This window comes from Mesorhizobium sp. B2-5-7, from assembly GCF_006440875.1.
GTDB classification, from domain to species: Bacteria; Pseudomonadota; Alphaproteobacteria; order Rhizobiales; family Rhizobiaceae; genus Mesorhizobium; species Mesorhizobium australicum.
This window is the reverse complement of sequence record NZ_VFUO01000005.1, coordinates 212,034-235,670: the sequence shown is the minus strand read 5'-3', so window position 1 is coordinate 235,670 and position 23,637 is coordinate 212,034. Positions and strand designations below refer to the sequence as shown.

The window sequence follows — 23,637 nt, the reverse complement described above, 5'->3', positions numbered from 1 at the left end:
AGGCAGGAGCACTACCGAGTCCGGACCAGTTTCGAGCCAGAACAAAGCACATTGAGAGCTGTGTCCTTGCTTGAGCCGACCGGATTGTAGCTTATCCCTCGATGTGGACGGCGAGATCGCCGCTGACCCGCAGGACCTTCGCCGTAACGGCATCGGCGGTCTTCGTGAATTGCAGATCGACGCTCTCTCCACCGACGCGCAAGCCATGCAGCTCGATGCGGCTCACAAAAGTGGGAAGGCGCGGTCGTATGATCCGCAAAGTACGGGCCAATGCCTCCGGCTGCAGCCCAAGGCAGGTGGTCAGGAGAAATGGTACGGCTCCCGCCGCCCAGGCCTGCGGATGGCAGGCGACCGGATAGTGAACCGGTACCTGAAAATCCTCCCGTCCAAACCCTGCAATTGCTTCGGGAAGCCTTTGATGCCGAAAATGCATCGCCGCCTCTGCAATGGCCGTAAAGACCCGCAACGCTGCCGTATCCTCGCCATACTGCCGGCATCCCGCCGCCAGCAAGGCATTGTCGTGCGGCCAAACGGTTCCGAGGTGATAACCAACTGGATTGTAGCGCCGCTCTGTGGTCGAGAGGGTACGCACGCCCCAGCCCCCGAACATATCGTCCTGCATCAGTCGTGCGAGCGACCTTTGGGCCTTGTCCTCGTCTGCGATGCCGGTCCACAGCGCCTGTCCGGGATTGGAGGACACAACCGAAACTTGACGCCCTCCTTTCTCGAGCGCGAGCACGAACAGGCCAAGATCCTCGCTCCAGAAGTCGTGATTGAACCTGCTCCTCAACATCTTGGCTTCGCTTCGAAGCTGCTTGGCCCGGTCGATCTCTCCCTCGCGTTCGAAGAGATCGGCCATTGCGCGTTTGGCGGCAAAAACGTAGCCCTGCACCTCGACCAAGGCTATCGGCGGCTGCGCGATACTGCCGTTCGCACGCACGATAGCATCCCCGGAATCTTTCCAGCCCTGATTGACCAAGCCCTTTCGCGAAGCGCTTCGATACGCCACGTAGCCGTTCATGTCCGACGCTTCGGCAATCCAAGCCAATGCGCGATCGACGGTGTCTCGTAGCTCCCGGAACAGTGCAAGGTCTGCTGTCCACGCCACATATCGGCCCAACAGCAGAAGAAACAGCGGGGTCGCATCCACGCTGCCGTAGAAGCGGGCATGGGGAATGTCACCCGCCCTGGCCAATTCTCCGACGCGGAGTTCATGAAGGATCTTGCCGGGTTGTTCGTCACGCCACCGGTCCACGCACTGCCCTTGGTAGCTGGCAAGGAGGCGCAATGTCTGGGCGGCGATGTGCGGCTGAAAGGCGAGCATTTCGAGAGCTACGATCAGGCTGTCACGGCCGAACAAAGCCACGAACCAAGGCACCCCGGCGGCAAAATACTCCTCGCGCCCCAGCCGCGACCGCAAAATTCCAAGGTCGCGCAGCGAGCGATCAACGATGTTGTTCAAAAGCAAGCTGTCGCTGATGAAGTTTGTATGCTGCTCCAGGCGCTGCTCGGACCCATTTCGCGGGTTTGCAAGGCCCACCTGCCGAGCTCCATTCGGCTGCTCCTCGGGATCATTGTGTCCGGGCTTCGCGCAGGTTTCGGTCAGCTCGATTCCAACCGAAAAGGTCTTGGTGTCCCCTGGGGAGATCCTGATCCTGAACTCGGCGGTGGTGTCATGGCTGGCGTGAGGTGGCGGAGAGAAGGCGATTGCCGTCGTTCTCCGAAAGCCGTCGGCGCCATGATATACGAAATGGAGTTTGCCGCCGCTCCAGCGCGGCGGCTCGGGTTTGCCGCGCGTCTCGCGCACCAACCCGCGCACGTTGAATATGTCTTCGAAACCGGCGCGGAAGCCCAGGGTAAGAGAGAAGTGGTGCGCCTTATGGCCAAAGTTCTGGAATGAGATGGTCTCGCGCACGCGCGTTTGATCGGCATCCAGAACCCGTTCCCAGCGGAGGCCCAACTCTTCCTTGGGGATCAAAGTCCCCTGCCCCACGTGCAAGTCCGGATTGGTGAGTTGAAAAAGCGCGATGTGGCCCTTCTCCGCGGTCGAGGCCAACACGATGGGGGCCACTCCTGCAAGCGACATTTCATAGCCGCCGAGGAAACGACAATCATGAAAATAGAGCCCGAACCCGTGCTCATCACTCAGCGGTATCTGCGCATCCGGGGCGACGACGTAATAGAGGTTGATGTCCTTAGTGGTGATGGCGTCGGCGATGCTGCGTACGATGGCCGGATGGCCCTGCGTGAGCACACGCCGTTCCCGCTCCCGTTTCGCCTTAGGGGCCTGTTGCGCCTTTTCCTGTTCGCGTGACGATCGCGGGACTTGCGCAAGGGTGGCCCTGCCTGGCTTCTTTTTTGCGGCTGGTCTGTGCCGTGTCTTCGTCATCAATGTTCCTCGGCAATCGCGCTGCCGGCGCGCGCTCGTGATTTCTGCCGGGCATCGCTGGGCACAAGGTCGAAGCAAATCATCGCCGTTGGCGGATGCTCGAGGGAGCGATCGAAGGCCGAGTTGGTCGACGCGGCGAACGAAGCGGACCGCTTGAACGCTGGACCCAACATGCCTGATCAAAGTCCCAAATAGGCGCGGCGAACCTCGGGATCGTCGATCAGGTCCTTGGCCGTGCCCCGGTGCACGATCTCGCCGGTCTCCATGACATAGCCGCGATCGGCACCCGACAACGCCAGATGCACGTCCTGCTCGACCAGAAGGATCGTCACACCCTCGTTGCGGATGGTTGCCAGCACCGACATCAACTGTTCGACCACGACCGGCGCCAGGCCAAGGCTCATCTCGTCGATCATAAGTAGGGCGGGTGCCGCCATCAGGCCGCGCGCCATGGCGCACATCTGCTGCTCGCCGCCCGACATCGATCCGGCAAGCTGCTTCTTGCGTTCGCCTAGGCGGGGAAACAGACTATACATGCGCGCGAGATCGCCTTCCACGGCCGCCTTGTCGATACGCCGGTAGGCGCCCATCAAGAGGTTGTCCTCGACGGTCATGCGGTCGAACAATTGTCGGCCTTCCGGCACCTGCACCAGCCCTGACGCAAACGCTTCGTCCGAGGTCATCGGCACCAGATCCCGGCCGGAAAATTCGATCGTTCCGGTGGCAGCGATGACACGCGACAGGGCGCGGAGCAGTGTCGTCTTGCCGGCGCCATTGCCACCGACCAGGGCGACGATCTCGGCTTTGCGCACTTCCAGAGAGACGTTTCGCAGCACCGGCATGCCGCCATAACCGGCCCCAAGGTCGGTAACCTTCAAGAGCGACTCATGCCCGTTGTGCGTCACGGCATTCATGCGCGCCTCCTGCCAAGATAGGCCTCCACCACCGTTTTGTCGGAGAGCACCGCATCCGGCGCGCCGTCGGCGATCTTTTCGCCATGGTGCAGCACCAGCAGCCGGTCAGAGAGGCTCTTGATCGCCTTGATGACGTGTTCGATCACCAGAATGGAGATACCTCGGTCGCGCACCTTGCGGATGACGTCGATCACCTCCTCGATCTCGACATGGTTCAATCCCGCCATCACTTCGTCGCACAGCAAAAGCTTCGGCTCCATGGCGAGCGCCTTGGCGAGTTCCAGCCTTTTGCGTCCTGGACCGCCAAGCTCGTCAGCGCGTTGATCGGCCGATTTGGCAAGCCCGACGAAATCGAGGTAGCCACGGGCCTTTTCGCGTGCGCGGTCCAGATCGGCTTCGCCGCCGCCATGGCCGAACAGTGCGCCAACAGCCACGTTGTCCAGCACCGACAGTCCGGGAAAAGGTCGCATGATCTGGAAGGTTCGGCCAATGCCAAGGCGCGCGCGTCGATAGGCAGGCAGGCCTGTGATCGGTTGCCCGGCGAAAATGATGTCGCCCGAGCTTGGCGCCAGCGTGCCGCTGATCAGGCTGACCAGTGTCGTCTTGCCGGCGCCATTAGGCCCGATGACGCCGAGGATCTCGCCTTCGTCGAGCGTGAAGGAGACATCGTTGACGGCGATCAGCCCCGCGAAGCGGCGTGTCACGTGGCTGATTTGAAGGATCGAGCTCATATGCGGTGGGCCCGCACATTTTCAATGAAATAGCGCCATCCCGATTTGCGGAAACGACGCACCACATCTGCCAGCCCGCGCGGCATCAGCACCACAGCGACCACGACAACGACACCGAAGAACAGGCCGGCGAGGCTGGTGACCTCGCTCGACAGGAACTCCGAGATCGCAGACAGAGTGAACGCGCCGACGACAGGCCCGAGGACGGTGCCGGGCCCGCCGAAGACCGCCATGATGATCATCTTCACGTTGAGGCTGATATCGAAAGCGCTTTCGGGATCGAGGAAGGTGATCCAATAGGCGTGAATGCCGCCAGCGAGAGCGGTGAAAACGCCGGACAGGGCGAAGGCCAGCACCTTGTAGAGCGTCGTGTTGACGCCCATCACGGCGGCACCCTCCTCGTTCTCCCGGATGGCGATCAGGCCGAAGCCGAAGCGGCTTCGCGTCAGCCACAAAATCGTCAGGGTCGCCAGCACCAGCAGCCCGAGAGCCAGCTCATAGAACAGCAGGTCGTTGTTGAGCGGCGGCAGCACGAGGCCGATGTTCTGGCCGGCCAGTCCGATGTTGGACACAATGGCGATCATGACTTGCGCCAGCGCCAGGGTGGCGATCGCAAAATAATGCCCCTTCAACCTCAGCACCGGAAGGCCGAGCAGAAAGGCAAAGGCGACCGCAAGGGCGACGCCGAATACCAGCCCGACGGCGAAAGGCAACTGCCACTGCACCATGGCGATGGCGACGCCGTAGCTGCCGAGGCCGTAAAACACGGAATTGCCGAAAGAGGCATAACCGGCATAGCCGCCGATGATGTTCCAGCCTTGCGCCAGAACCCCCAACAGCAGCGCGTTGATACCGAACTGGATCAGCACGTCCGAGCCGAACCACGGCACGGCCGCGAGCGCCGCGACCACGACCAAAGCGACGACTGTGCGCAAAGCGGTCATGCGGTCTTGCCCAGCAGTCCGCTCGGCCGCGCAATTAGCACGGCAACCAGTACGCCGAAACTTGCCACGTCGGCGAAGGTCGCACCGATATAGAGCACCGCCAGTGACTCGACCGTGCCGAGGAACAGCCCTCCGACCAACACACCTAAGGGGTTGTCCAGTCCGCCGATGATGGCGATGGCGAAGGATTTGGCGGTCAATGCCGCGCCGATATACGGGTTGATCTGCGAAACCGTGCCGTAAAGCCCGCCGGCAGCACCTGCAAGTCCAATGCCAATGCCGAAGGTCACGGCGTAGAGATGACGCGGCTCGACGCCGTAAAGCCTTGCCGCCACGAGGTTCTGAGCGGTAGCGCGAATGGCGCGGCCAAGCTTGGAGCGCAGCAGGAAAGCCCACATGGCAAGCGTCAGCACGATGGCCACGCCGAACGCCATCAGCCGGGCCTGCGGCAGCACGATCGGGCCGAGGGCGATGCTGTTGCCGGCGTAGGGCGGGTTGATGGTGCGGAAATCGGCGGAGAAGGCGAGCTGCGCCAGATAGGTCAGCACCACCTCCAGCCCGAAGGTGATGAGCAGCGTGTTGAACATCGGCCCGCGCGCCACCAGGTTGAGTAACCCGCGCTGCACCCCATAGCCGAGCGCGAACATGATTATGGCGGTAATCGGCAGGCCGAGGAACGGGTCGATGCCGAGATAGGTGTAGAGATGCCAGGACAAATAGGCTCCAAGCATGATGAAGGCGCCGTGTGCCAGATTGACGATGTTGAGCACGCCCCAGACAAGGGCGAGCCCGAGCGCCATGACGGCGTAGAGCCCGCCAAGCAGGATGCCGTTGATCAGGATTTGCGCAAGCAGATCCATCCCGGTCTCCCCAACTTGCCTTTACAGCGTCAGCGTTTGTCCCAAGCCGGCATCGGGTATTTCGGCTTCTCTATGAAACCCTTGGCGCCATAGATCGGCTTGAGGTCCGTGCCCTGCACCTGGATAACGGTCTGAGGCAGGTCGATCTGACCGTTTTCGGCGAAGGCGATCTTGCCATAGAGGCTGTCGAGGTTGAGTTTGGCCAGCGCATCACGGACCTTGGCGGGATCGATGCCGCCGGCATCCTCGATCGCCTGCGCCAATGCCTCGACGTCGGCCGCACCCGAGGCGGCATGGTAATCGGGATCATAGTGATATTTCGCCTTGTAGGCCTTGGCGAAGGCAGCAGCATCGCCGAACCATTTGTCCTTCAGCTCCGCCGAAGGCAGCCAGGCAGTCATGCCGAAGGCATAGTCGGCGTCCGCACCGAGCGCCTTGCGGAAATCCTCGCTCGGCACGCCGACGGTGAAGGAATAGAGCTTTGGCGCGACGGCCAGGCTTTTTGCCTGGCGCACGAAATTGAGGATTTCGGTTTCGTGGCCGGCGACCAGAACCACCTCCGCGCCATTGCTCTTGATCTGCGACAGCAGCGAATTGAAGTCACTGGCATTGGAACTGTATTTCTCGTCCATGGCGATCGTCAGCCCGGCATTCTTCAGCAACGGCCGCGTGCCATCCGCGACCGAGACGTCGAAAGCATCGTCGGCATAGAGCAAGGCGACGGACTTGGGTGCGGGATCGAGTTCGCCAAGCATCTTGACCGTCGAGCCAAAATAGTTGCTAGCCGGCGCCAGCGTACCGAATATGTATTTGAATTTGCGCGAGAAGATCTGGTCGGACGCGCCGCCGCCTTGCACCAAGGGAACCTGGTATTTCTCCGACACGGCGGAATCGGCCAGCGCGAAGTTCGACGCGAACGGCCCGAGCAGCAGGGCAACCTTGTCCTGCGAGACCAACTGCGTGTACTGGCGCACGCTCAAATTAACGTCCGACTGGTTGTCGTAGATTTTCAGCGCCAGCTTGTGCTTCTCGCCGCCCACCGTGACGCCGCCGGCGGCGTTGATCTTGTCGATCGCGAACTCATAGGCGTCCTTGTAATAGCGGCCTGTATTGGCTGAGGCGCCGGTCAGTTGCACCGATGCGCCGAGCACGATGTCGTCCGCGCATGCCGCACCCGATGAAAATGCAAAGGCCGCGCCGGCCAGCAACGCGCCGGCCAGATGAAGCATTTTGTTTGACATGATGTTTCCTCCCTAAGCGTCTTTGCCGCGCCACCGGCTAGCAGCGGCAGGCTGTCCAATGGAACGGGTCTCCTCAACCAAAACTGTTCGGCCACTGGCTAATCCTTGAAAGCTGGAGTTTGGAGGCTCCAGGGCAAGAGGGGTGCTGCGATATTCGTGCAAGGCAGCCCGCCCTGGCGGACAGCTCACCGGTACCACATCGTCGGCAACCAAAGCGTCAGTTGCGGGATCACCGAAACCAGCACCAGAACGATCAGCAGCGGGATGAGAAACGGCAGCACCGCCATGACCGTGCGGTCGAATGACAGTTTGCCGACGCGCGACAGAACGAACAGCACCATGCCGACAGGCGGAGTCAGCAGACCGATCATGAGGTTGAGTACCATGACCACCCCGAACTGGACCGGGTCGATACCGACCTGATTGACCACCGGCATCAGGATCGGCACCAGGATCGAGATCGCGGCGATGGTCTCCATGAAGCAGCCGACGACCAGCAGGATGATGTTGATGATCAGCAGCAGCAGCAGCGGATTGTCGGTGATCGAGAGCAACCCGGCGGCTACATGTTCCGTCACCCGTGTGGTGGTCAGCACCCAGCCGAACAGGGAGGCGCCGCCGACGATGATGAGCACGCTTGCGGTCGTCTCTATGGTCTCCAGCGTGATGCGGTAGAACTGTCGGAAGGTGAGCGAGCGGTAAAGGAAAATTCCGAGGAACAGCGCCCAGGCACAAGCAGCGACGGCCGCTTCGGTCGGTGTGAAGGCTCCCGTGGTCATGCCACCGATGATGATGACGGGGGTCAGCAATGCGGGAATAGCGCGAATGAAATCACGCCCAAGTGCGCGCCAGCGGAACGACTGGTCGCGGCCCAGCCCGTTGCGTCGAGCATACCAACTCACGTAGAGCATCAGTGCGGCTGCTACCACGAGGCCGGGTATGATCCCTGCGGTGAAAAGCTGACCGATCGAAACGTTGGCCATGACGCCGAACACCACCATTGGCAGCGAAGGCGGGATGATCGGCCCGATGGTGGAGGATGCGGCCGTGATGCCGACCGAGAATTCGTGGTCGTAGCCGTGGTCGCGCATCGCCTTGATTTCGATGTTGCCGAGCCCTCCGGCGTCGGCCACGGCGGTTCCCGACATGCCGGCAAAGATGATCGAGGCGACGACGTTGACATGCCCGAGCCCGCCGCGCAGCCAGCCCACGGCGGAGGCGGCGAAGTCGAAGATGCGGTTCGTGATACCAGCCGTGTTCATGAGATTGCCGGCGAGGATGAAGAATGGCACCGCCAGCAACGGAAAGGAATCGACGCCGCCGGCCATGCGATGCAGCACCACGAAGTCGGGGATGCTGGACAAGAACACGGTGTAAACCAGGGAGGCGCCGCCCAGGGCAAGGAAGATCGGCGCACCGATCAGCAGCAGGGCGAAAAACGCTAGGAACAGGAGCCACATTTTTGTCCGGCCTCAATCGATGATCAGTTCTGTGCGGCTCAGATCAGGACGCCAGCCGCGCCTGGCGCCGGCGAGGAAGCGCCCCGCCGCGCGCCACAGCATCAGGAAACAACCGATGGCGATGCCGCCATAGACGATGCTCATCGGCCATGGAAACACGGTCATGGTCTGGATTTGCATGAGCCGTGTGATCGCAATGGAGAACCAGCACAAAAGTCCCACGAAGCCGATCACCAGCACGTCGATGATGAAGTTCAAAGCGCGTACGGCCGGTGCGGGCAAAAACATATGCGCAACCTGGACGCTGATGTGGGTGCCGCGCCGCATGGCGATCGCGGCGCCGACAAAGGTGATGATCATCAGGAGATAGCGGGCGATCTCCTCGGTCCAGGCCAGCGAATTGTTGAGCACATAGCGCGTGAAGAACTGCAGGAAGACGATGATCGCCATGCTCCAGAAGATGGCGAAGGCAAGCCAGTCCTCGACATGATGCTCGATTGGAGGATCGGGCTCCTCTTCGGAGACGCGAATGCGCGCCGCGTCGCCAAGGCTGTCTTGCGTCATAGCGGTTTCCCTATTCCTGGCCCGCAGCTTTGCGGATAGCAGACCGGGAGGCGAGGCCTCCCCCGGGGCGGGATTTGGCGACTATTTGAGGGCCTGCAAAGCGTCGTACTGCTCCTTCGTCCAGACAGCGCCGGAGTCGGGATCGTTGTGCAGCGGCCGCGCCGCCTTGATGAAGGCCTCGCGATCGACGTCGACGACCGTCTTGCCCATAGCGCGGAACTTGTCGGCGAGCTCGCTTTCTTGGGTGCGGATCTGGTCGGTGCAGCGCGAGGCAGCCTCCTTCAGCACGTCGGTGAAGACTTTCTTGTCCTCCTCGCTCATCGCGCTCCAGACATGACCGCCGACGATGGTGACCAGCGATTCGGTGATGTGACCGGTCAGCATGATATGGCTCTGCACTTCATAGAACTTCTTGGCCATGATGGTCGGGAGCGGATTTTCCTGGCCGTCGACCGTGCCTTGTTGCAGAGCGAGATAGACCTCGGAAAACGCGATCGGCGTGGCGTTGGCGCCGACCGACTTGGTGAACATCTTGAACAAGGGCGCCGGGGGTACGCGCAGTTTCATGCCCTTCATGTCCTCCGGTTCCTTGATCTCCTTGTTGGCAGTCACGTCGCGCTGGCCATAGTAGGTCAGGGAAACGATGTGGTGTCCGGTCTTGTCGTCATAGCCCTTGGCCAGATCCTGGAAGAGCGGTGAATCGCGATAGGATTTCCAGTGGTTGAAATCACGCAGGATGAACGGGGCATTGGTCATCGACAGCGGACCGTAGATCGAGCCGGCGAAGGCGACGCCAGTGTAGATCATGTCGACCGTGCCAAGCGTCAGCGCCTCGTTTATCTGGTTTTCGTTGCCCAGCTGCGAGGCCGGGAATACCTCGATCTTGTATCGGCCGTCCGTGCGTTTGGCGATTTCGTCAGCGGCCCATAGCGCCTGGATGTGATAGGGCTCGCCGGTCTCGTAGACATGCGCCCATTTCAGCACCGTTTGGGCCGATGCCGGCCCGATGGCAAATGCCGAAAGCACCGCGAAAGCGGCGACGGCCAGCCTGAAAAGTTTGGTGATCATGACAGTTCCTCCCTGTGTTCAACCAATTCGGTGCGGACACCCTCGCCTATCCGCCGCTGCTCTCCCTCATGTCCGATCTGCGGTCGGCATCGGTCTCGTCTGTGAAATAGTCCGGATGAAGACTTCGGATCGCCCCGATATCGAGCCTCAGCTGGTCGATGTGCGCGGCCATGGCAGCGGCGGCGGCGGCGCAATCACGCGCTTCAAGTCCGGCCAGGACGGCCTCATGATCCTTCTGGACGCGCGCCATGCGCCCTTTCTGCGGCAAGGTAAGGCGGCGATAGCGGTCAACCTGTGCCTTCACCTGCTGGACCAGCACCCAGATACCGGGATAACCTGCCGCCCGTGCGATCTGTGCATGGAAAGCCTCGTCCGCGGCGTGGAAGGCGGCTTCATTTGCCTGTTCGGCGGCCTCCCGCTGGCGCTGGATCAGCATGCGCAAGCCCATAAGATCGCTGATGCTGGCGCATTCAGCCGCGGCCCGGGTGGTGATGTCTTCCAGCGATTTGCGCACCAGGATAGCTTCAGGCAACCGTGACGCCGGAATCCGCGTAACCCGCGTCCCCGACTTCGGGACGACTTCGACCAGGCCTTCGTCGGATAGGCGCAACAGGGCTTCCCGGACCGGCGTTCGCCCGATGCCGTAGACAGCCGAAAGCTCATTTTCCGAAACGACCGTCCCAGGCTTGAGCGCAAGCGACAGAATATCGTCGCGTAGGCGTCGATGAACGAGAGTCGCAATCTTCTGCGCACTGCCGGAAAAGCCGAAAGCGTTGCGACCCGCTCCGTCACGCGGCGGCGGGGTTGCGGCGGAAAGCAGCGTTGTCGTTTCGTCCGTCAAACCATCCCTGCCCAGTTTCTCGAACAGGATCATACGCCCTGACATATCTAACATACAAGCCCTGAAGGCAGCCCAGGTCGCACTAGTGCGACCGTGCCAAGCGCCTGGCCCACGACAAACAGGTCAACCGGAGGGAGCTGCTTGCGCGACGCTTTCGTATCGCTCGGTTCCGGCCCTCGCGTGTCCACATGCCTGGCGACTTGCCCTGAAGAAGGCAGCCAGCACTCAGCGCAGACGATCCGGCAGGCCGATCGGGGCGAGGCCTAGCGGTTCATACTGGGCCAGGGTTTGCAGAGCGGTGGCGTCCGTCAATTCGATGCGACGTGCCTCGGTCGTAATCAGTCGTTGCACGCGCAACTGCTGCATGACGCGGTTGAGATGCGGCACGCTCAGCCCGAGGGCGTCGGCCATGATCTCCTGCGAGAACGGGAGATCAAAGCGAGTTTCGGTGGCACGTCCGACCTGCGAAAGGCGTTCATGCAGTTCGAGCAGGAGGTGGGCCAAGCGCTCGATCGGCCTGCGCCGGCCAATGTTGACGATATGCTCGGCATAGCCTGCCGCTTCCTGCGCGGCGAGCCAACTCAGAACAAGTCCGAATTGCGGTTGCTCGTAGCACAGGCCGATATAGGACTCGAGCGAACAGACCGTGCAGGTCACTTCAGTGAGCGCCACGACGGTATAGGTGGATCGATCGAAAAAGCTGACCGGAAATCCGATGACGTCACCCGGCAGGATGAGCTTGAGGATTTGACGCCTTCCGCTTCGCAGCACCCTGTAGCGAATTGCGTATCCGTCTTTGACAAAGCACAAGCTGCGGAAGGGCGAGCCGTGGATGACGAGTTCCTCTCGCTTCCCGACGGTAACCTCTCGCTCAAAGAGGGCTTCAAGACTGGCGAGGTCAGCTGCCCCAAGTTTCATGACCTGCGTCAGTCTGGCCATCACTGCGTGACCGTTTAGGGGCATTCCACGTCCGCGCGGTGAGAGTTCCGTCTGCCGATGCAATTTGCGGTGGCTTGTTAATCTAGATTATTAATCCAAATCATCCAACCAAAGTTGCATTGACCGAACCTCTCGTGCGGTTGCGAATGCCAATGCGATCCGATTTCTGCCCGAGCGCGGGCAGCAACGAGTGCTCCAGAAGCGCTTGCCAAGGGAGGAACATGCAATGCAATTCAACGACCATAAATCGGCCGGCCTGTCCCGGCGCACCATGCTGCAGGCCGGCGCCGGCGTTGCCGGCAGCATGATGCTGCCAGCTTCATTCCTACGCCCGGCCTTTGCCGCCGACGACAAGCCTGCGCTCGGCACCTGGCCTGTAGGCTCGCAGGGAGACACCGTCTATATCGGCGCTTCTGTCCCGCGCACGGGCGCCTATGCGGTACAGGGCGAGGATGAACTCAAGGGCATGCAGCTGGCGATCGAGCACATCAACGAAGGCAACGATCTGCTCAAACAGATCGCGCCTAAGATCGAGAAAGGGGTACTGGGCAAGAAGGTGGAACTGGTCGTCGCCGACTCAGCCGCCAAACCGAACAACGCCGTGCAGGAACAGCAGACTTTCATCAACGACAAGAAGATCGTCGCCATGACGGGCTCCACGTCCTCGGCGGTGGCCGTCGCACTCAACAAATTCGCCCAGCGCGAAAAGATCCTCTACCTTGTGGCCATCTCCGGCTCGAATGACACGACTGGCAAGGACTGCGCGCGTTACTCTTTCCGTCAGTGCGTCTATGGCGAAACCTGCGCCAACGCCATCGGTCCGGTGCTGCTGAAGAACTTTGGGAACGGCAAGAAGGCCGCGTTCATGACGCCCGACTATACCTACGGCCACACCGTCACCAAATCGGTCAACGACTATCTGACTTCGCAGGGTGGCTGGCAGATGGTGACGAACCAGGTGTCGCCGCTCGGAACCCAGGACTTCAGCCAGTATCTTACCAATATTGCCAATTCCGGCGCCGAGTTCATCGTCAACGTCAACTGGGGCCGCGACGCCGTGCTGTCAGTACAACAGGCCAAGCAGTTCGGCCTGACGCCGAACATGAAGATGGTGATTCCGTACCAAATCCCATTCCTGGCCAAGGAAGTCGGGGCGGACCTGACTGAAGGCGTGTTTGCGGCCACCGATTTCTGGTGGACGATGGAAGACCAGTACCCCCTGGCCAAGGCTTTCGTCGATGCTTTCCAGAAGAAGTACAACTACCGGCCTGAATGGGGCGCCGAGAATGGCTACATGCAATTCGCTATCTGGGCACGCATGGTCTCGGAAGCAGGAAGTTTCTATCCACCCGACGTAATCAAGCAGTATGAGAAGGGCGAGACCTTCCCATCGATGGTCGGCGATGTGAAATTCCGTGCAGAGGATCACCAGCTCATTCGTCCCGTCGTCATCGTTCGTGGCAAGGCCGCCAAGGACATGAAAAATGAGGAGGATTTCTGGGACGTCGTCGAGATCGTGCCCGGCGAAGGTCTGATGCAGAAGCCCGACGCTTTCGGCTGTCAGCTCGGCGACTATACCTGAGGTACGCGTGAGGCCTTTTCCGCGCATGGAGCGCGGAGAAGGCCGGCGCTCCCGCTTTCGACCCGCGGCCCGAACGACCTACGTTACCGGATGGCTCGTCCTGGCAGCGACGGCACGAACTATTCCTTAACCTCGGACGGCGGGCGGCAGCGTGATCAACTGGGCCAATTTTATATCGCAATGCTTCAACGGCTTGGTGCTGGGGGCGCTGCTGGCCCTCATTTCCTCCGGCTTGACCATCATTTACGGGACACTCGGTGTGCTCAACCTGGCGCATGGCGCGATGTTCATGCTTGGCGGGTATGCCGGCTACGTCGCCTATGATTATACCGGCTCTTTCGTCGCTGCCGTGGTCGCCGGTTCGCTCTTCGTCATGCTGGTCGGCCTCCTCATGGAGAAGCTCATCATCAGGCCTTTCTATTCGCGACCCTATGAGGATCAGCTACTCGTCACGTTCGGACTGGGCATCGTCTTTGTCGAGGCGGTGCGCTTCTTTTTCGGCGGCCTGTCGAAGACCGTGCCCCCGCCCGGCCCGCTGGTCGGCATCACCCCGCTCGGTTTCATGATGTATCCCACGTATCGCCTGGCTCTGCTGGCTATCGTCGCCGTTGCGCTGCTCGCGCTCTACTTCGTGCTCTACCGCACCCGCATCGGCATGATCGTGCGCGCCGGCATTGAGGACTCTGTGATGGTCAGCTCGCTTGGCATAGACGTCCACAAGATCTTCACGCTGGTGTTCGGCATCGGGGCGATGGCGGCCGGTTTTGCCGGTATCGTAAACGCGCCAGTGGTGTCGATCGCGCCGGACGTCGGCGAGTGGATCCTGGTGCAGACCTTCGTTGTCGTCGTCATCGGCGGCGTAGGATCTTTCCCGGGTGCCGTTGTCGGGGGCCTGATCGCTGGCGAGATCATCTCCATCACCTCGATGTTCAACCCGGGCTACGCCTATGTCATGCTTTTTGTGGCGATGACTCTCGTGCTCGTGCTTCGCCCGTACGGACTGTTCGGCACGGCGGGCCGTGAGTGACGGGTGCGCCATGAACAGCAAAAAACCATTTCTGGTCGAGGTGCTGACGGCGATCGCGTTGGTCGTAGCGCCATTCGTGCTGCCGCATTTCGGCTTTGCGCCGGCGACCATAAATCGCATTCTGATCTGGGGCCTGTTCGGATTGGGATTCGACATTCTCTTCGGCTACACCGGGCTGCTTTCGTTCGGCCAGTCCGCGTTTTTCGGCACGGGCGGCATGTTCGCGGCCTATCTGATGACCGAGTTGAACTTCCCCCACGTGCTGGCGTCCGTCTGCATCGGCGCCATCGTGGCCGGCCTCGTTGGTTATCTGGTCGGATTGATCGCGCTGAAGCGGACAGGCATCTACTTCGCGATGATCACGGTGGCGATTTCGGAGGTGTTCTTCTTCGTCGAGTTCAACCCGCTATCGGCTTACACCGGTGGCGAAAACGGCCTGCCCGGAGTGCCGACGCCGAGTTTCGACCTTGGCTTCACCACACTCGAATTCGATACCGATCGAACGATGTATGTCTTCCTGGCCTTCTGGTATTTCGTTGGCCTGATGATCGCGTTGCGGATCGTGCGCTCGCCCGTGGGAGCGATCCTCTCGGCCATCCGGGACAACCCTCTACGCGCCGCGGCGCTGGGCCACGACATCCACCGCTACAAACACGCCGCTTTCGTGATTGCCGCCGTTTATGCCGGCTTCGCCGGCGGTTTGCTCGGTGTCATGCAGGGCTTCATGCCGCCCGAAGCCTTCATGTTCGACACCTCCGGCCAGCTCGTCATGCAGACCGCAATCGGCGGCGCTGGAACACTGTTCGGGCCCTTGGTCGGTGCCACGGTGTGGCTCTTTCTGAGCGACTTCTTCCAGAACACGCTGCACCTTGGCGCGATCTGGAAGCTGGTGCTTGGCATCGTCTTCGTGCTGCTCGTCTGTTTTCTCAGGCGAGGCATCGTTGGCGCTATTATCGACGTCTATGAATGGGGCACGGGCGGAAAGAAAGCCGCGGGGCCGGCACAGTTGTCAGACGCACTCCCCTCGAACAACCACTCTAGGTTCCCCTCCAGCGCGCAGCTGATGCCGACAAGACACCGCCCGACAGACTCCGCGGCCGGACCGATCCTTCGCGCCATCGGGTTGAGCAAGCGTTACGGGGGCCTGCTGGCCAACAGCGACATCGACTTCAGCGTAGAGCACGGCGAGGTGCGGGGCATAATCGGTCCAAATGGTGCCGGCAAGAGCACCTTCTTCAAGATGCTCACCCGAGAGGTGACGCCGACATCCGGCAGGATCCTGTTCCAGGGCCGTGACATCACCAATTTGGGCGTCGCGGATGTATGCCAGCTCGGGCTGACCAAGAGCTACCAGATCAACCAGCTCTTTGATCGGTTGACGGTCAGGCAGAATCTTACGATCGCCGCCTTGGGCGAGCTTCGCGGCAGGTTCAGGCTCGATCTCTTCCGCAACATCCGCGCAATCCCAGGTCTCGAAGAGCAGGTGGAGCGCACGCTGGCGCTGGTGAACCTCACGCACCGGCCCGAGACCTCAGTATCCGAACTTGCCTATGGTGAGAAACGCCGGCTCGAGATTGGCTTGGCCCTGGCAACCTCGCCCAGCCTGCTGCTGCTTGACGAGCCACTTGCGGGGATGAGTCCACGAGAGCGCGTGGAGACCGTTGCACTGCTGAAGTCGGTCGCGCGCGGCCGCACGATGATCATCATCGACCACGACATGGATGCGCTGTTCGAACTGGTCGAAAGGGTGACCGTGCTGCAGGAGGGCCGCGTCCTCGTGGAAGGGACGCCAGATGAGATCAAGGCCAATGCAAAGGTGCAGGAAGCCTATCTCGGCGGGATCCACGAGGAGTTAGCATGAGCCTGCTCGAGGTCGCCGGGCTGAACAGCTACTACGGTGACAGCCACATTCTATTCGACGTATCGCTGCGTGTTGAAAAGCGCGAGGTGATCGCGCTGCTTGGCAGGAACGGCGCCGGCAAGTCGACGACGCTAAAGAGCCTGATGGGAGTTGTGACGCCGCGAACGGGCAGTATCAAGCTCGATGGTGAGGAACTGGCGGGCAGCAAGGCGCACAGCATCGCTCGACGCGGAATGCAGCTGGTCCACGAGGATCGCCGCATCTTCGGCAGCTTGAGCGTCGAAGACAACATCATCCTGGCTGGATTGACCGCAGACAACAGATGGCCGCTCGAGCGCATATACGAGATCTTCCCTCGGCTGAAGGAAAGGCGGGGCAGCCGGGGTACCGATCTTTCGGGCGGCGAACAGCAGATGCTGGCGATCGCCCGCGCTCTTGTTCGCGACCCGAAAATCATCCTGCTCGACGAGCCGTTCGAGGGCCTTGCACCTGTCATCGTACAGAATCTCGTTCGCACCTGCCGCGACCTGGCCGAAGCCGGCCATACCCTCGTTCTTGTCGAACAGAACCTGGCGGCAACGCTTTCGCTGGCAAAGCGGGTCTACATCATCAACAACGGCCATATCGTCCACGAAGGCCCTGCCGCGGAGATCAAGGCGCAGCCTGAACTCTTGCAACGCTACATCGGTGTTTAGCCCGGGCGGCGTGCTGTTCCTGGTCGTCCCGTGAGCGGGGGCACGCGGCTGGCATCAGGTCCCGCAACGCGGGCCGCGCATCTCATTGCGCCCGATGCGTGGCGATCTGCTGGACAGGCATGCGTCCGGCGCAGCCCGAGCTGCAACCGAGTGGGATGGCTTTTCCAGCCTGCTGACATGACAGCGCCTGAGCAGTCGAGAACCCGCGAACGGCCTCGACTTCCTCACCGGCTCCGGTCAGGTGTGGAGGAACCCGCGCGTTCGGCGGTAAGCCCCATCCATCTGATAAGCCACGGCATGCTCAGCCCCTGGACAAAGATGGAGAAGGCAACGACCGCGAACGCGACAACGATTATTTGACTGCGCTCGGCGACGTTTTCAGGAAGTGCAAGCGCCAGGGCCAGAGCGAGCGCACCGCGCAGCCCGCCCCATACCAGAATGTGCTGATAGCTGGCATCCACCTTCAGGGGAGTCGCAGCAAGCAGGGCACAGAAAGGATAGATAGCCAAGGTCCGGCCAACCAGCACCAGGATGATGGCGATCGCCGAGGTGCCTGCGAATATCCCAAGTGGCTGATGGGCTTCATGGCCGCCGATCAAGATGAACACGACGGAATTTGCCAGGAAGGCCGCGTATTCCCAGAACGCCAGAACGTGACTTCTGGCATTGGCGGAGATAGCGCCTTTCCATCCGACGTTGCCGACGATCAAGCCTGCGGTGAGTGTAGCCAGCACGCCCGACATGCCAAGATCCTCAGCAAGCAGAAACGAACCATAGGCCGCGATGGTGGTCAGGGTTATCTCAACGAGATGGTCTTCGGTCCGGCCGGCAATCAGAAGCAGCACAGCTGCCACGGCCACGCCGGAGGCAATCCCACCGGCAACCGTCCAGAACAGCGACGCAGCAACGTTCAGGGGTGTCGCTTCGGCGCCTGCCGCGATTGCCGCCAGGATGCCGAAGCCAACCGCGGCCGCGCCGTCATTAAGCAGACTTTCCGATTCGACAAGCAGAGCCAGGCGGGGCTGAACCTTCATCTCCTTGAAGGCTGCGATAACCGACACCGGATCGGTCGCCGCTATCAGCACGCCGAACAGTCCGGCTCCGATCCACGTCCATCCGAGCAGCAAATGCATGCCAGCCGCAACCACTGCGGCGGCAATTGCGACCCCGGGAAAAGCGAGCAGAACTGTGACCGGCAGATTCAGGCGAAAATGACGCCATTCGATCGCAAGGGCCGCCTGGAAAATCAGCGGCGGCAAAAAGACCGTGAAAATCAGATCCCGACTGAGCGGAAGTTCGACAACGCCGGGCATGAAGCCAAGCGCGATACCTGCCGCAACAAGCCCGACGCTGTAAGGAAGTTGCAGCCGTCTGGAGATCATCGCCACCAAGGAAGCGGTGAGCAGGATCATCCCCAGGGTGAGGATTGGAAGATCGTTCATAGCGGCCTCAGGTAAGGTCTGACCAGGACAACTAGGGCTCTGAAGCCCCAGTGGAACCGCCGGTGCGAAGAAGTTCGAATAGCTGGAAGTGGAGATGTGACCAGAGCAGATGCGGATGCACCCTGGCCGATACGCCGCGCGATGTTCCCGATCACAAACGCGTCAGCAGCGGAACATTTCGGGATGAAGCGGGTTGCGGATCAAATAATCCCACAGCTGCTGGATCTCCGCCATGAAGCCGAACCTGTTGAGCCGCCGTAGGTTTCTCACGGCAGGTGCGACAGTCGCAGCATCGGCCACGATTGGGGCGGCTTCGGCGCGAGACGTCAAAGGCGGCGACGCTGACAGGTGGCTGCCACATCAGGCGGACGCGCCAAACCCGCTCGATGCGGCTGACTATAAATTCTTCACCGCCGACGAGGCCGCCTTTGTCGAAGCCGCGACCGAAAGGCTGATCCCTGAGGATGCTCTGGGCCCGGGTGCCCGCGGCTGTGGTGTGCCGCTGTTCATCGACCATCAGCTCGCTGGGGCGTATGGACGCGGCGGCAGCTGGTACATGCAAGGCCCCTGGGACAAGGGCGAGGACACGCAGGGCTACCAATCGCGCATGACGCCTTCCGCGCTCTACCGCGCAGCGATCGCTGCGATTGACCAGCATGCAGTCGCTTCGCAAGGCGGCAGGCGTTTCGCGGAGCTTGCGCCCGAAGCGCAGGATGCACTCCTGTCTGATCTTGAGAAGGGCAAGGTTGATCTCGGCGGCGTCGATGCCAAGACATTCTTTAAAATGCTGTGGCTGAACACCAAGGAGGGCATGTTCAGCGATCCCATCTATGGCGGCAACAAGGACATGGCCGGCTGGAAGATGCTCGGCTTTCCGGGTGCGCGTTACAACTATCTCGACTGGGTCGACCGCCACGGGGACCGCTACGATCAGCCCCCTGTCGGTATTCGCGGTCGGCCCGCTTGGGACAGCAAGGGATAGGCACGATGGCTCAGAAGCTTCCTGCGGTTGATGTCGTGCTGGTCGGATTCGGCTGGACCGGCGCCATCATGGGACACGAACTGACCGAGGCTGGGCTCGAAGTCCTTGCGATCGAACGTGGCAGTTTGCGGGAAACCAGCACTGATTTTGCCCCAACCTTCATCCAGGACGAGCTGCGCTATCGCTACCGCGGCCATCTGTTCGAACAGACCGCCCAGGAGACGCTGACGTTCCGCAATACGTCCGACCAGAAGGCGCTGCCGATGCGGCGCCTGGGGTCATTCTTACCCGGAACCGGCGTCGGAGGTTCGATCCTACACTGGAATGGTCAGGCCTGGCGCTTCCTGCCGTATGACTTCGAGATCCGCAGCCAGACGATCGCACGCTATGGCGAAGGCATGGTTCCGCAGGACATGACGCTGCAGGATTGGGGCGTCACCTATGACGAGCTCGAGCCGTACTATACCCGGTGGGAAGAACTGTGCGGGATCGCCGGTCAGGCCGGCAACGTAAACGGACAGAAAAAATCGGGCGGGAACCCCTTCGAGGGACGGCGTTCCAAATCCTACCCCACGCCGCCGATGAAGCAGACCTATGGGCCGACGTTGTTTGCAGAAGCGGCGGGCTCGATCGGGCTGCATCCGTTCCCATGCCCTTCGGCCAACATGTCACAGGCCTATACCAACCCGCTCGGTGTCAGTCTGGCGCCCTGCACCTATTGCGGGTTCTGCGAAAAGTTCGGCTGCGGCAACTATTCCAAGGCGAGTGCGCAGACGACGATCTTGCCCGTCTTGATGCAGAAGAAAAACTTTGGTCTTCGCACCGAAAGCGAGGTCACTGCGGTCAATCTCGACAGCTCGCGCAAACACGCCACGGGTGTCACCTACGTCGACATGCACGGGAACGAATACGAACAGCCCGCCGACCTTGTGGTCGTGTGCGCCTACATCACCCACAACGTGCACCTGTTGATGACCTCCGGAATTGGGACAATCTACGACCCAAGCACCGGCCAGGGGACGCTCGGCAAGAACTATTGCTATCAGATTACCCCTTCGGTGGACGTCTTCCTTGGCGACAAGGTCCTCAATCCCTTTGTGGGGGCCGGCGCTTTGGGCATGATCGTCGACGATTGGAACGGCGATAACTTCGACCATAGCGGGCTTGGTTTCATCCACGGCGGCTACATTGCCGGCTACGTGACCACCGGCCGGCCAATCGAGACGGAGTTCCTGCCGGAAGGCACCCCGAAATGGGGTGCCAAGTGGAAGAAGGCCTTCATCGAGAACTATCTGACCTCCATGTCGGTTTCGTTGATGGGGGCGGTAATGCCGAACGCGGCCAACCACCTGGATCTTGATCCAAGCTTTCGGGACGTCTACGGCCGCCCGCTGATGCGCATGACCTACGACTTCAAGCAGAACGAATTGAAGATGCAGGATTTCACCATGGCCAAGATGGTCGACATTGCAAAGGCGATGAAGCCGCGCGAGATCAAGAAGTCGCCGCGGGGGCCGCATTATGACATCGAGCCCTATCAGTCGACGCACAACACAGGTGGCGCGATTATGGGCGTCACTCCTCAGCAAAGCGTGGTCAACCGGTATCTGCAGCACTGGGACGTGTCTAACCTGTTCGTGGTCGGCGCCAGCGCCTTTCCGCACAACAGCGGATACAACCCAACCGGGACAGTGAGCGCACTTGCGCTTTGGGCCGCGGACGCGATCCGCAATCAGTATCTCAAGCGACCAGGTCCTCTGGTGCAGACATGACGAAGCAGACGCTCCTCGCCCTGGCTGCAACCACCGCCCTGATCGGCGGGTGGTTGGTTCTTCCCGGCCCCTTCGCCCAAGCGCAGATCGGGGACTTCGCCAGGCAGGAGCGCGGGCGCCGTCTGGCGGCAGCCGGCGATTGCGTCGCCTGCCATACGGCGGATGGCGGCAAGCCCTTTGCCGGCGACCGGCCCATCGAGACGCCATTCGGCACTATCTACTCAGCCAACATAACCCCCGACCCCGAGACGGGCATCGGCGCGTGGACCGAGGAGCAATTCTACCGCGCCATGCACGAGGGGATAGCCGCAGATGGCCACCGTCTCTATCCGGCATTTCCCTATCCCTGGTTCACCAAGGTTTCGCGCGCTGACGTTGACGACATCCGCGCTTATCTGCGTACGGTTGAGCCGGTCCGGGCACCGACGCGTGCCAACGAGTTTACATGGCCGCTCAACCATCGGATCGCCATGGCGGGATGGAACGAACTGTTCTTCACGCCCGGCGAATTCCAGCCTGACAAAAGGCAGTCGGCGGAGTGGAATCGCGGCGCGTATCTGGTGGAAGGGCTCGGTCACTGCGGGGCCTGCCACACACCCAAGAACATGTTCGGCTCGGCCAAGACGGACCAAATGTATCAGGGCGGGGAAATTCAGAACTGGTACGCGCCGAGCCTGGCAGGCGACCGGCGTGAGGGCCTCGGATCGTGGGACACGGAGGACATAGCCCGTTTTCTCAGGACTGGCCGCAATGACCGCACCACCGCCTATGGGCCGATGGCCGAGGTTATCAAGGACTCGACATCCAAAATGAGCGACGAAGATTTGCATGCGATCGCAACGTATCTAAAGTCGCTTCCGGCTACCGCTGGGCAAGCCTCGGAAGGTCCAGACCAGGACGTCGTTCGTGCCGGACAGGCGATCTATGCCGACCAATGCTCTGCTTGCCATCAGTCAGGAGGCGTCGGCGTGAAAGGACTCTTTCCCTCCCTCAAAGGGGATGCAGTCGTCCAATCCGACCAGCCGCTGTCGGTTTTACGCATCATCCTCAACGGCGGGCACGCTGCCTCGATGCCCGAAAGTCCCAACCCAATGGCGATGCCGTCATTCGGATGGAAGCTTACTGATGGCCAGATTGCATCAGTCGCTACCTACGTCCGCAATGCCTGGGGCAACAAGGCAGGCGCGGTGAGCTCCGACGAGGTGCGAGACCTGCGCAAGTCGGTCGAGGCGGCGGCGAGCGCGTATTAGGTGTTCTGCACCACGTCCGGCGGCCGTAGCGAAAGCGGTGTTAGGCAATCTTCCAGAGCTGGCGGCATGCCAAGCGGTCCATTTTAAAGGCCTGCACAACGGTGCCGCCGCGGCAGCGAGGATCGACCAAGCATCCGACCGGCGGAGTGTTGATCGGCAAGGGCGTGCGCTGGGCGGCGCTAAGGCTGAGCGGCCCTGCGTGAATGGCCGCATCGCCAGGCAAAGGTTTCTCCCGCAGGGAGCTGGGGCAGCTCTGGCGAGGGGCGCAGCCCTACATCAGTTCCTTTATGCCTTTCCTGAGGAGCCACCAATTTACGGGATAACTGGTTGCAAAGCCGGCCAGCATGGCCAGTTGCATCAAAAACCAGAACTCAGGCGTGTTGGCTTCCAGTTGCGTCCCGAAGACCGGTTTGAAGATCAAAAACTGACCGACGCCCATGAGGCCATACATACCAACCTGCCATGCTGTCAGCGACAGAGCATCAGCCTTGAGGGCTTGTAGCAATCCTTGCTTCGCGGACAGCTGTCGCATCGGCTTTATCGTAAAATACTGGAAGGCGATGCCCAGCCCAAAGGCGAAGATGTAGTCCAGGATCCAGACCGAAATCGTCCTCTCTGCAAACAAGCTTTTCCAGCCCAACCACAACAGGACAGTTGGGAAGGCAAGGGCCAGCGTTTCGGCAATGACATCACCCACGGTGCAGCCGGCTCCGCAATGCAATGCTGCCTTTGCGATCGCCGTCGGCCAAAGAGCTGTCTTGTGCGAGCGTGCGTTCTTTGCGTCTCCGCTTGGCCGCTCGACGGTGCCCTTGGAACTTGGCCGGCCGGAGTGCACATAAAGGAAAAGAACGAAGCCATATCCGAAGAGGGCACAGACCGGCCAAACGAGGTTCATGATCCACATATCCTGCGGGGCTCGGAACTCGTCTAATGCAATCCAGATTGAAGACAGAATTCCGGCCAGCAAGGAAAGCACGGCCACCCAACGTAACCATTCGGGAATCATAGTTTCCTCCTCTTTCGCTGTCCTTGGGCCGCGGTTGGGCCGCTCTATTGCATTCAGATGCCGCCTGCC

General features: G+C 61.0%; 20 protein-coding genes. 7 read left to right on the top strand and 13 right to left on the bottom strand.

Features of this window, described 5'->3' with window-relative positions; all coding sequences use genetic code 11:
- Nucleotides 1–91 precede the first annotated feature (91 nt).
- The 11 genes from FJ543_RS22195 to FJ543_RS22145 all read right to left on the bottom strand — a co-directional run bounded on the left by FJ543_RS22195 (nt 92) and on the right by FJ543_RS22145 (nt 11,951).
- Nucleotides 92–2,254, bottom strand: coding sequence for an amylo-alpha-1,6-glucosidase (locus FJ543_RS22195; protein WP_181174046.1), 2,163 nt, complete (start codon nt 2,252–2,254; stop codon nt 92–94).
- Nucleotides 2,255–2,568: 314 nt separating this feature from the next.
- Nucleotides 2,569–3,294, bottom strand: coding sequence for an ABC transporter ATP-binding protein (locus FJ543_RS22190; protein WP_181174064.1), 726 nt, complete (start codon nt 3,292–3,294; stop codon nt 2,569–2,571).
- Nucleotides 3,295–3,299: 5 nt separating this feature from the next.
- On the bottom strand, nt 3,300–4,034 hold the full coding sequence (locus FJ543_RS22185) for an ABC transporter ATP-binding protein (RefSeq protein ID WP_140877148.1): 735 nt from the start codon (nt 4,032–4,034) through the stop codon (nt 3,300–3,302).
- Nucleotides 4,031–4,978 (bottom strand): branched-chain amino acid ABC transporter permease, encoded by a 948-nt coding sequence (locus FJ543_RS22180; protein ID WP_140877146.1) that lies wholly within the window; start codon nt 4,976–4,978, stop codon nt 4,031–4,033. Before FJ543_RS22180 ends, FJ543_RS22185 begins: the two co-directional genes overlap by 4 nt.
- The gene (locus FJ543_RS22175; RefSeq protein ID WP_140877144.1) at nt 4,975–5,838 is read right to left on the bottom strand and encodes a branched-chain amino acid ABC transporter permease; all 864 of its coding nucleotides are present in this window, start codon (nt 5,836–5,838) and stop codon (nt 4,975–4,977) included. Before FJ543_RS22175 ends, FJ543_RS22180 begins: the two co-directional genes overlap by 4 nt.
- Nucleotides 5,839–5,867: 29 nt before the next feature.
- Nucleotides 5,868–7,067, bottom strand: coding sequence for an amino acid ABC transporter substrate-binding protein (locus FJ543_RS22170; RefSeq protein ID WP_140877696.1), 1,200 nt, complete (start codon nt 7,065–7,067; stop codon nt 5,868–5,870).
- Between the two features lie 197 nt (nt 7,068–7,264).
- Nucleotides 7,265–8,539 carry a TRAP transporter large permease gene (locus tag FJ543_RS22165; protein WP_140877142.1) on the bottom strand — a complete coding sequence of 425 codons (1,275 nt, stop codon included), beginning with the start codon at nt 8,537–8,539 and terminating at the stop codon, nt 7,265–7,267.
- Between the two features lie 12 nt (nt 8,540–8,551).
- Nucleotides 8,552–9,103, bottom strand: coding sequence for a TRAP transporter small permease (locus FJ543_RS22160; RefSeq protein ID WP_140877140.1), 552 nt, complete (start codon nt 9,101–9,103; stop codon nt 8,552–8,554).
- Nucleotides 9,104–9,184: 81 nt separating this feature from the next.
- Nucleotides 9,185–10,171, bottom strand: coding sequence for a sialic acid TRAP transporter substrate-binding protein SiaP (locus FJ543_RS22155; RefSeq protein ID WP_140877138.1), 987 nt, complete (start codon nt 10,169–10,171; stop codon nt 9,185–9,187).
- 46 nt (nt 10,172–10,217) lie between these two features.
- On the bottom strand, nt 10,218–11,057 hold the full coding sequence (locus FJ543_RS22150) for a GntR family transcriptional regulator (RefSeq protein WP_224682214.1): 840 nt from the start codon (nt 11,055–11,057) through the stop codon (nt 10,218–10,220).
- A gap of 180 nt (nt 11,058–11,237) precedes the next feature.
- On the bottom strand, nt 11,238–11,951 hold the full coding sequence (locus FJ543_RS22145) for a Crp/Fnr family transcriptional regulator (RefSeq protein WP_181174044.1): 714 nt from the start codon (nt 11,949–11,951) through the stop codon (nt 11,238–11,240).
- A 226-nt stretch (nt 11,952–12,177) separates the two neighbouring features.
- On the opposite strand from FJ543_RS22145, the gene FJ543_RS22140 reads away from it, so the two are divergent.
- The 4 genes from FJ543_RS22140 to FJ543_RS22125 all read left to right on the top strand — a co-directional run bounded on the left by FJ543_RS22140 (nt 12,178) and on the right by FJ543_RS22125 (nt 17,116).
- Nucleotides 12,178–13,533, top strand: a complete 1,356-nt coding sequence (locus FJ543_RS22140) for a substrate-binding protein (protein WP_140877134.1) — start codon at nt 12,178–12,180, stop codon at nt 13,531–13,533.
- Between the two features lie 151 nt (nt 13,534–13,684).
- Nucleotides 13,685–14,560 (top strand): branched-chain amino acid ABC transporter permease, encoded by an 876-nt coding sequence (locus tag FJ543_RS22135; protein ID WP_140877132.1) that lies wholly within the window; start codon nt 13,685–13,687, stop codon nt 14,558–14,560.
- A 10-nt stretch (nt 14,561–14,570) separates the two neighbouring features.
- Nucleotides 14,571–16,421, top strand: a complete 1,851-nt coding sequence (locus FJ543_RS22130) for a branched-chain amino acid ABC transporter ATP-binding protein/permease (RefSeq protein ID WP_140877130.1) — start codon at nt 14,571–14,573, stop codon at nt 16,419–16,421.
- Entirely contained in the window at nt 16,418–17,116 is a 699-nt protein-coding gene (locus FJ543_RS22125) for an ABC transporter ATP-binding protein (RefSeq protein ID WP_140877128.1), read from the top strand. The genes FJ543_RS22130 and FJ543_RS22125 overlap by 4 nt, the downstream gene beginning before the upstream one ends.
- A 224-nt stretch (nt 17,117–17,340) precedes the next feature.
- Here FJ543_RS22125 and FJ543_RS22120 read toward each other — a convergent pair whose 3' ends face one another.
- Entirely contained in the window at nt 17,341–18,558 is a 1,218-nt protein-coding gene (locus FJ543_RS22120; protein WP_140877126.1) for a cation:proton antiporter, read from the bottom strand.
- Between the two features lie 232 nt (nt 18,559–18,790).
- On the opposite strand from FJ543_RS22120, the gene FJ543_RS22115 reads away from it, so the two are divergent.
- The 3 genes from FJ543_RS22115 to FJ543_RS22105 are packed head-to-tail and all read left to right on the top strand — an operon-like array spanning nt 18,791 to nt 22,562.
- Nucleotides 18,791–19,540 (top strand): gluconate 2-dehydrogenase subunit 3 family protein, encoded by a 750-nt coding sequence (locus FJ543_RS22115; RefSeq protein WP_140877124.1) that lies wholly within the window; start codon nt 18,791–18,793, stop codon nt 19,538–19,540.
- A 35-nt stretch (nt 19,541–19,575) separates the two neighbouring features.
- Nucleotides 19,576–21,312 (top strand): GMC family oxidoreductase, encoded by a 1,737-nt coding sequence (locus FJ543_RS22110; RefSeq protein WP_348643269.1) that lies wholly within the window; start codon nt 19,576–19,578, stop codon nt 21,310–21,312.
- Entirely contained in the window at nt 21,309–22,562 is a 1,254-nt protein-coding gene (locus FJ543_RS22105; protein ID WP_140877122.1) for a cytochrome c, read from the top strand. The genes FJ543_RS22110 and FJ543_RS22105 overlap by 4 nt, the downstream gene beginning before the upstream one ends.
- Before the next feature lie 271 nt (nt 22,563–22,833).
- Here FJ543_RS22105 and FJ543_RS22100 read toward each other — a convergent pair whose 3' ends face one another.
- A complete protein-coding gene (locus FJ543_RS22100) occupies nt 22,834–23,568 on the bottom strand; it encodes a DUF4396 domain-containing protein (protein ID WP_140877120.1) in 735 nt (244 codons plus the stop codon).
- Between the last annotated feature and the right edge of the window lie 69 nt (nt 23,569–23,637).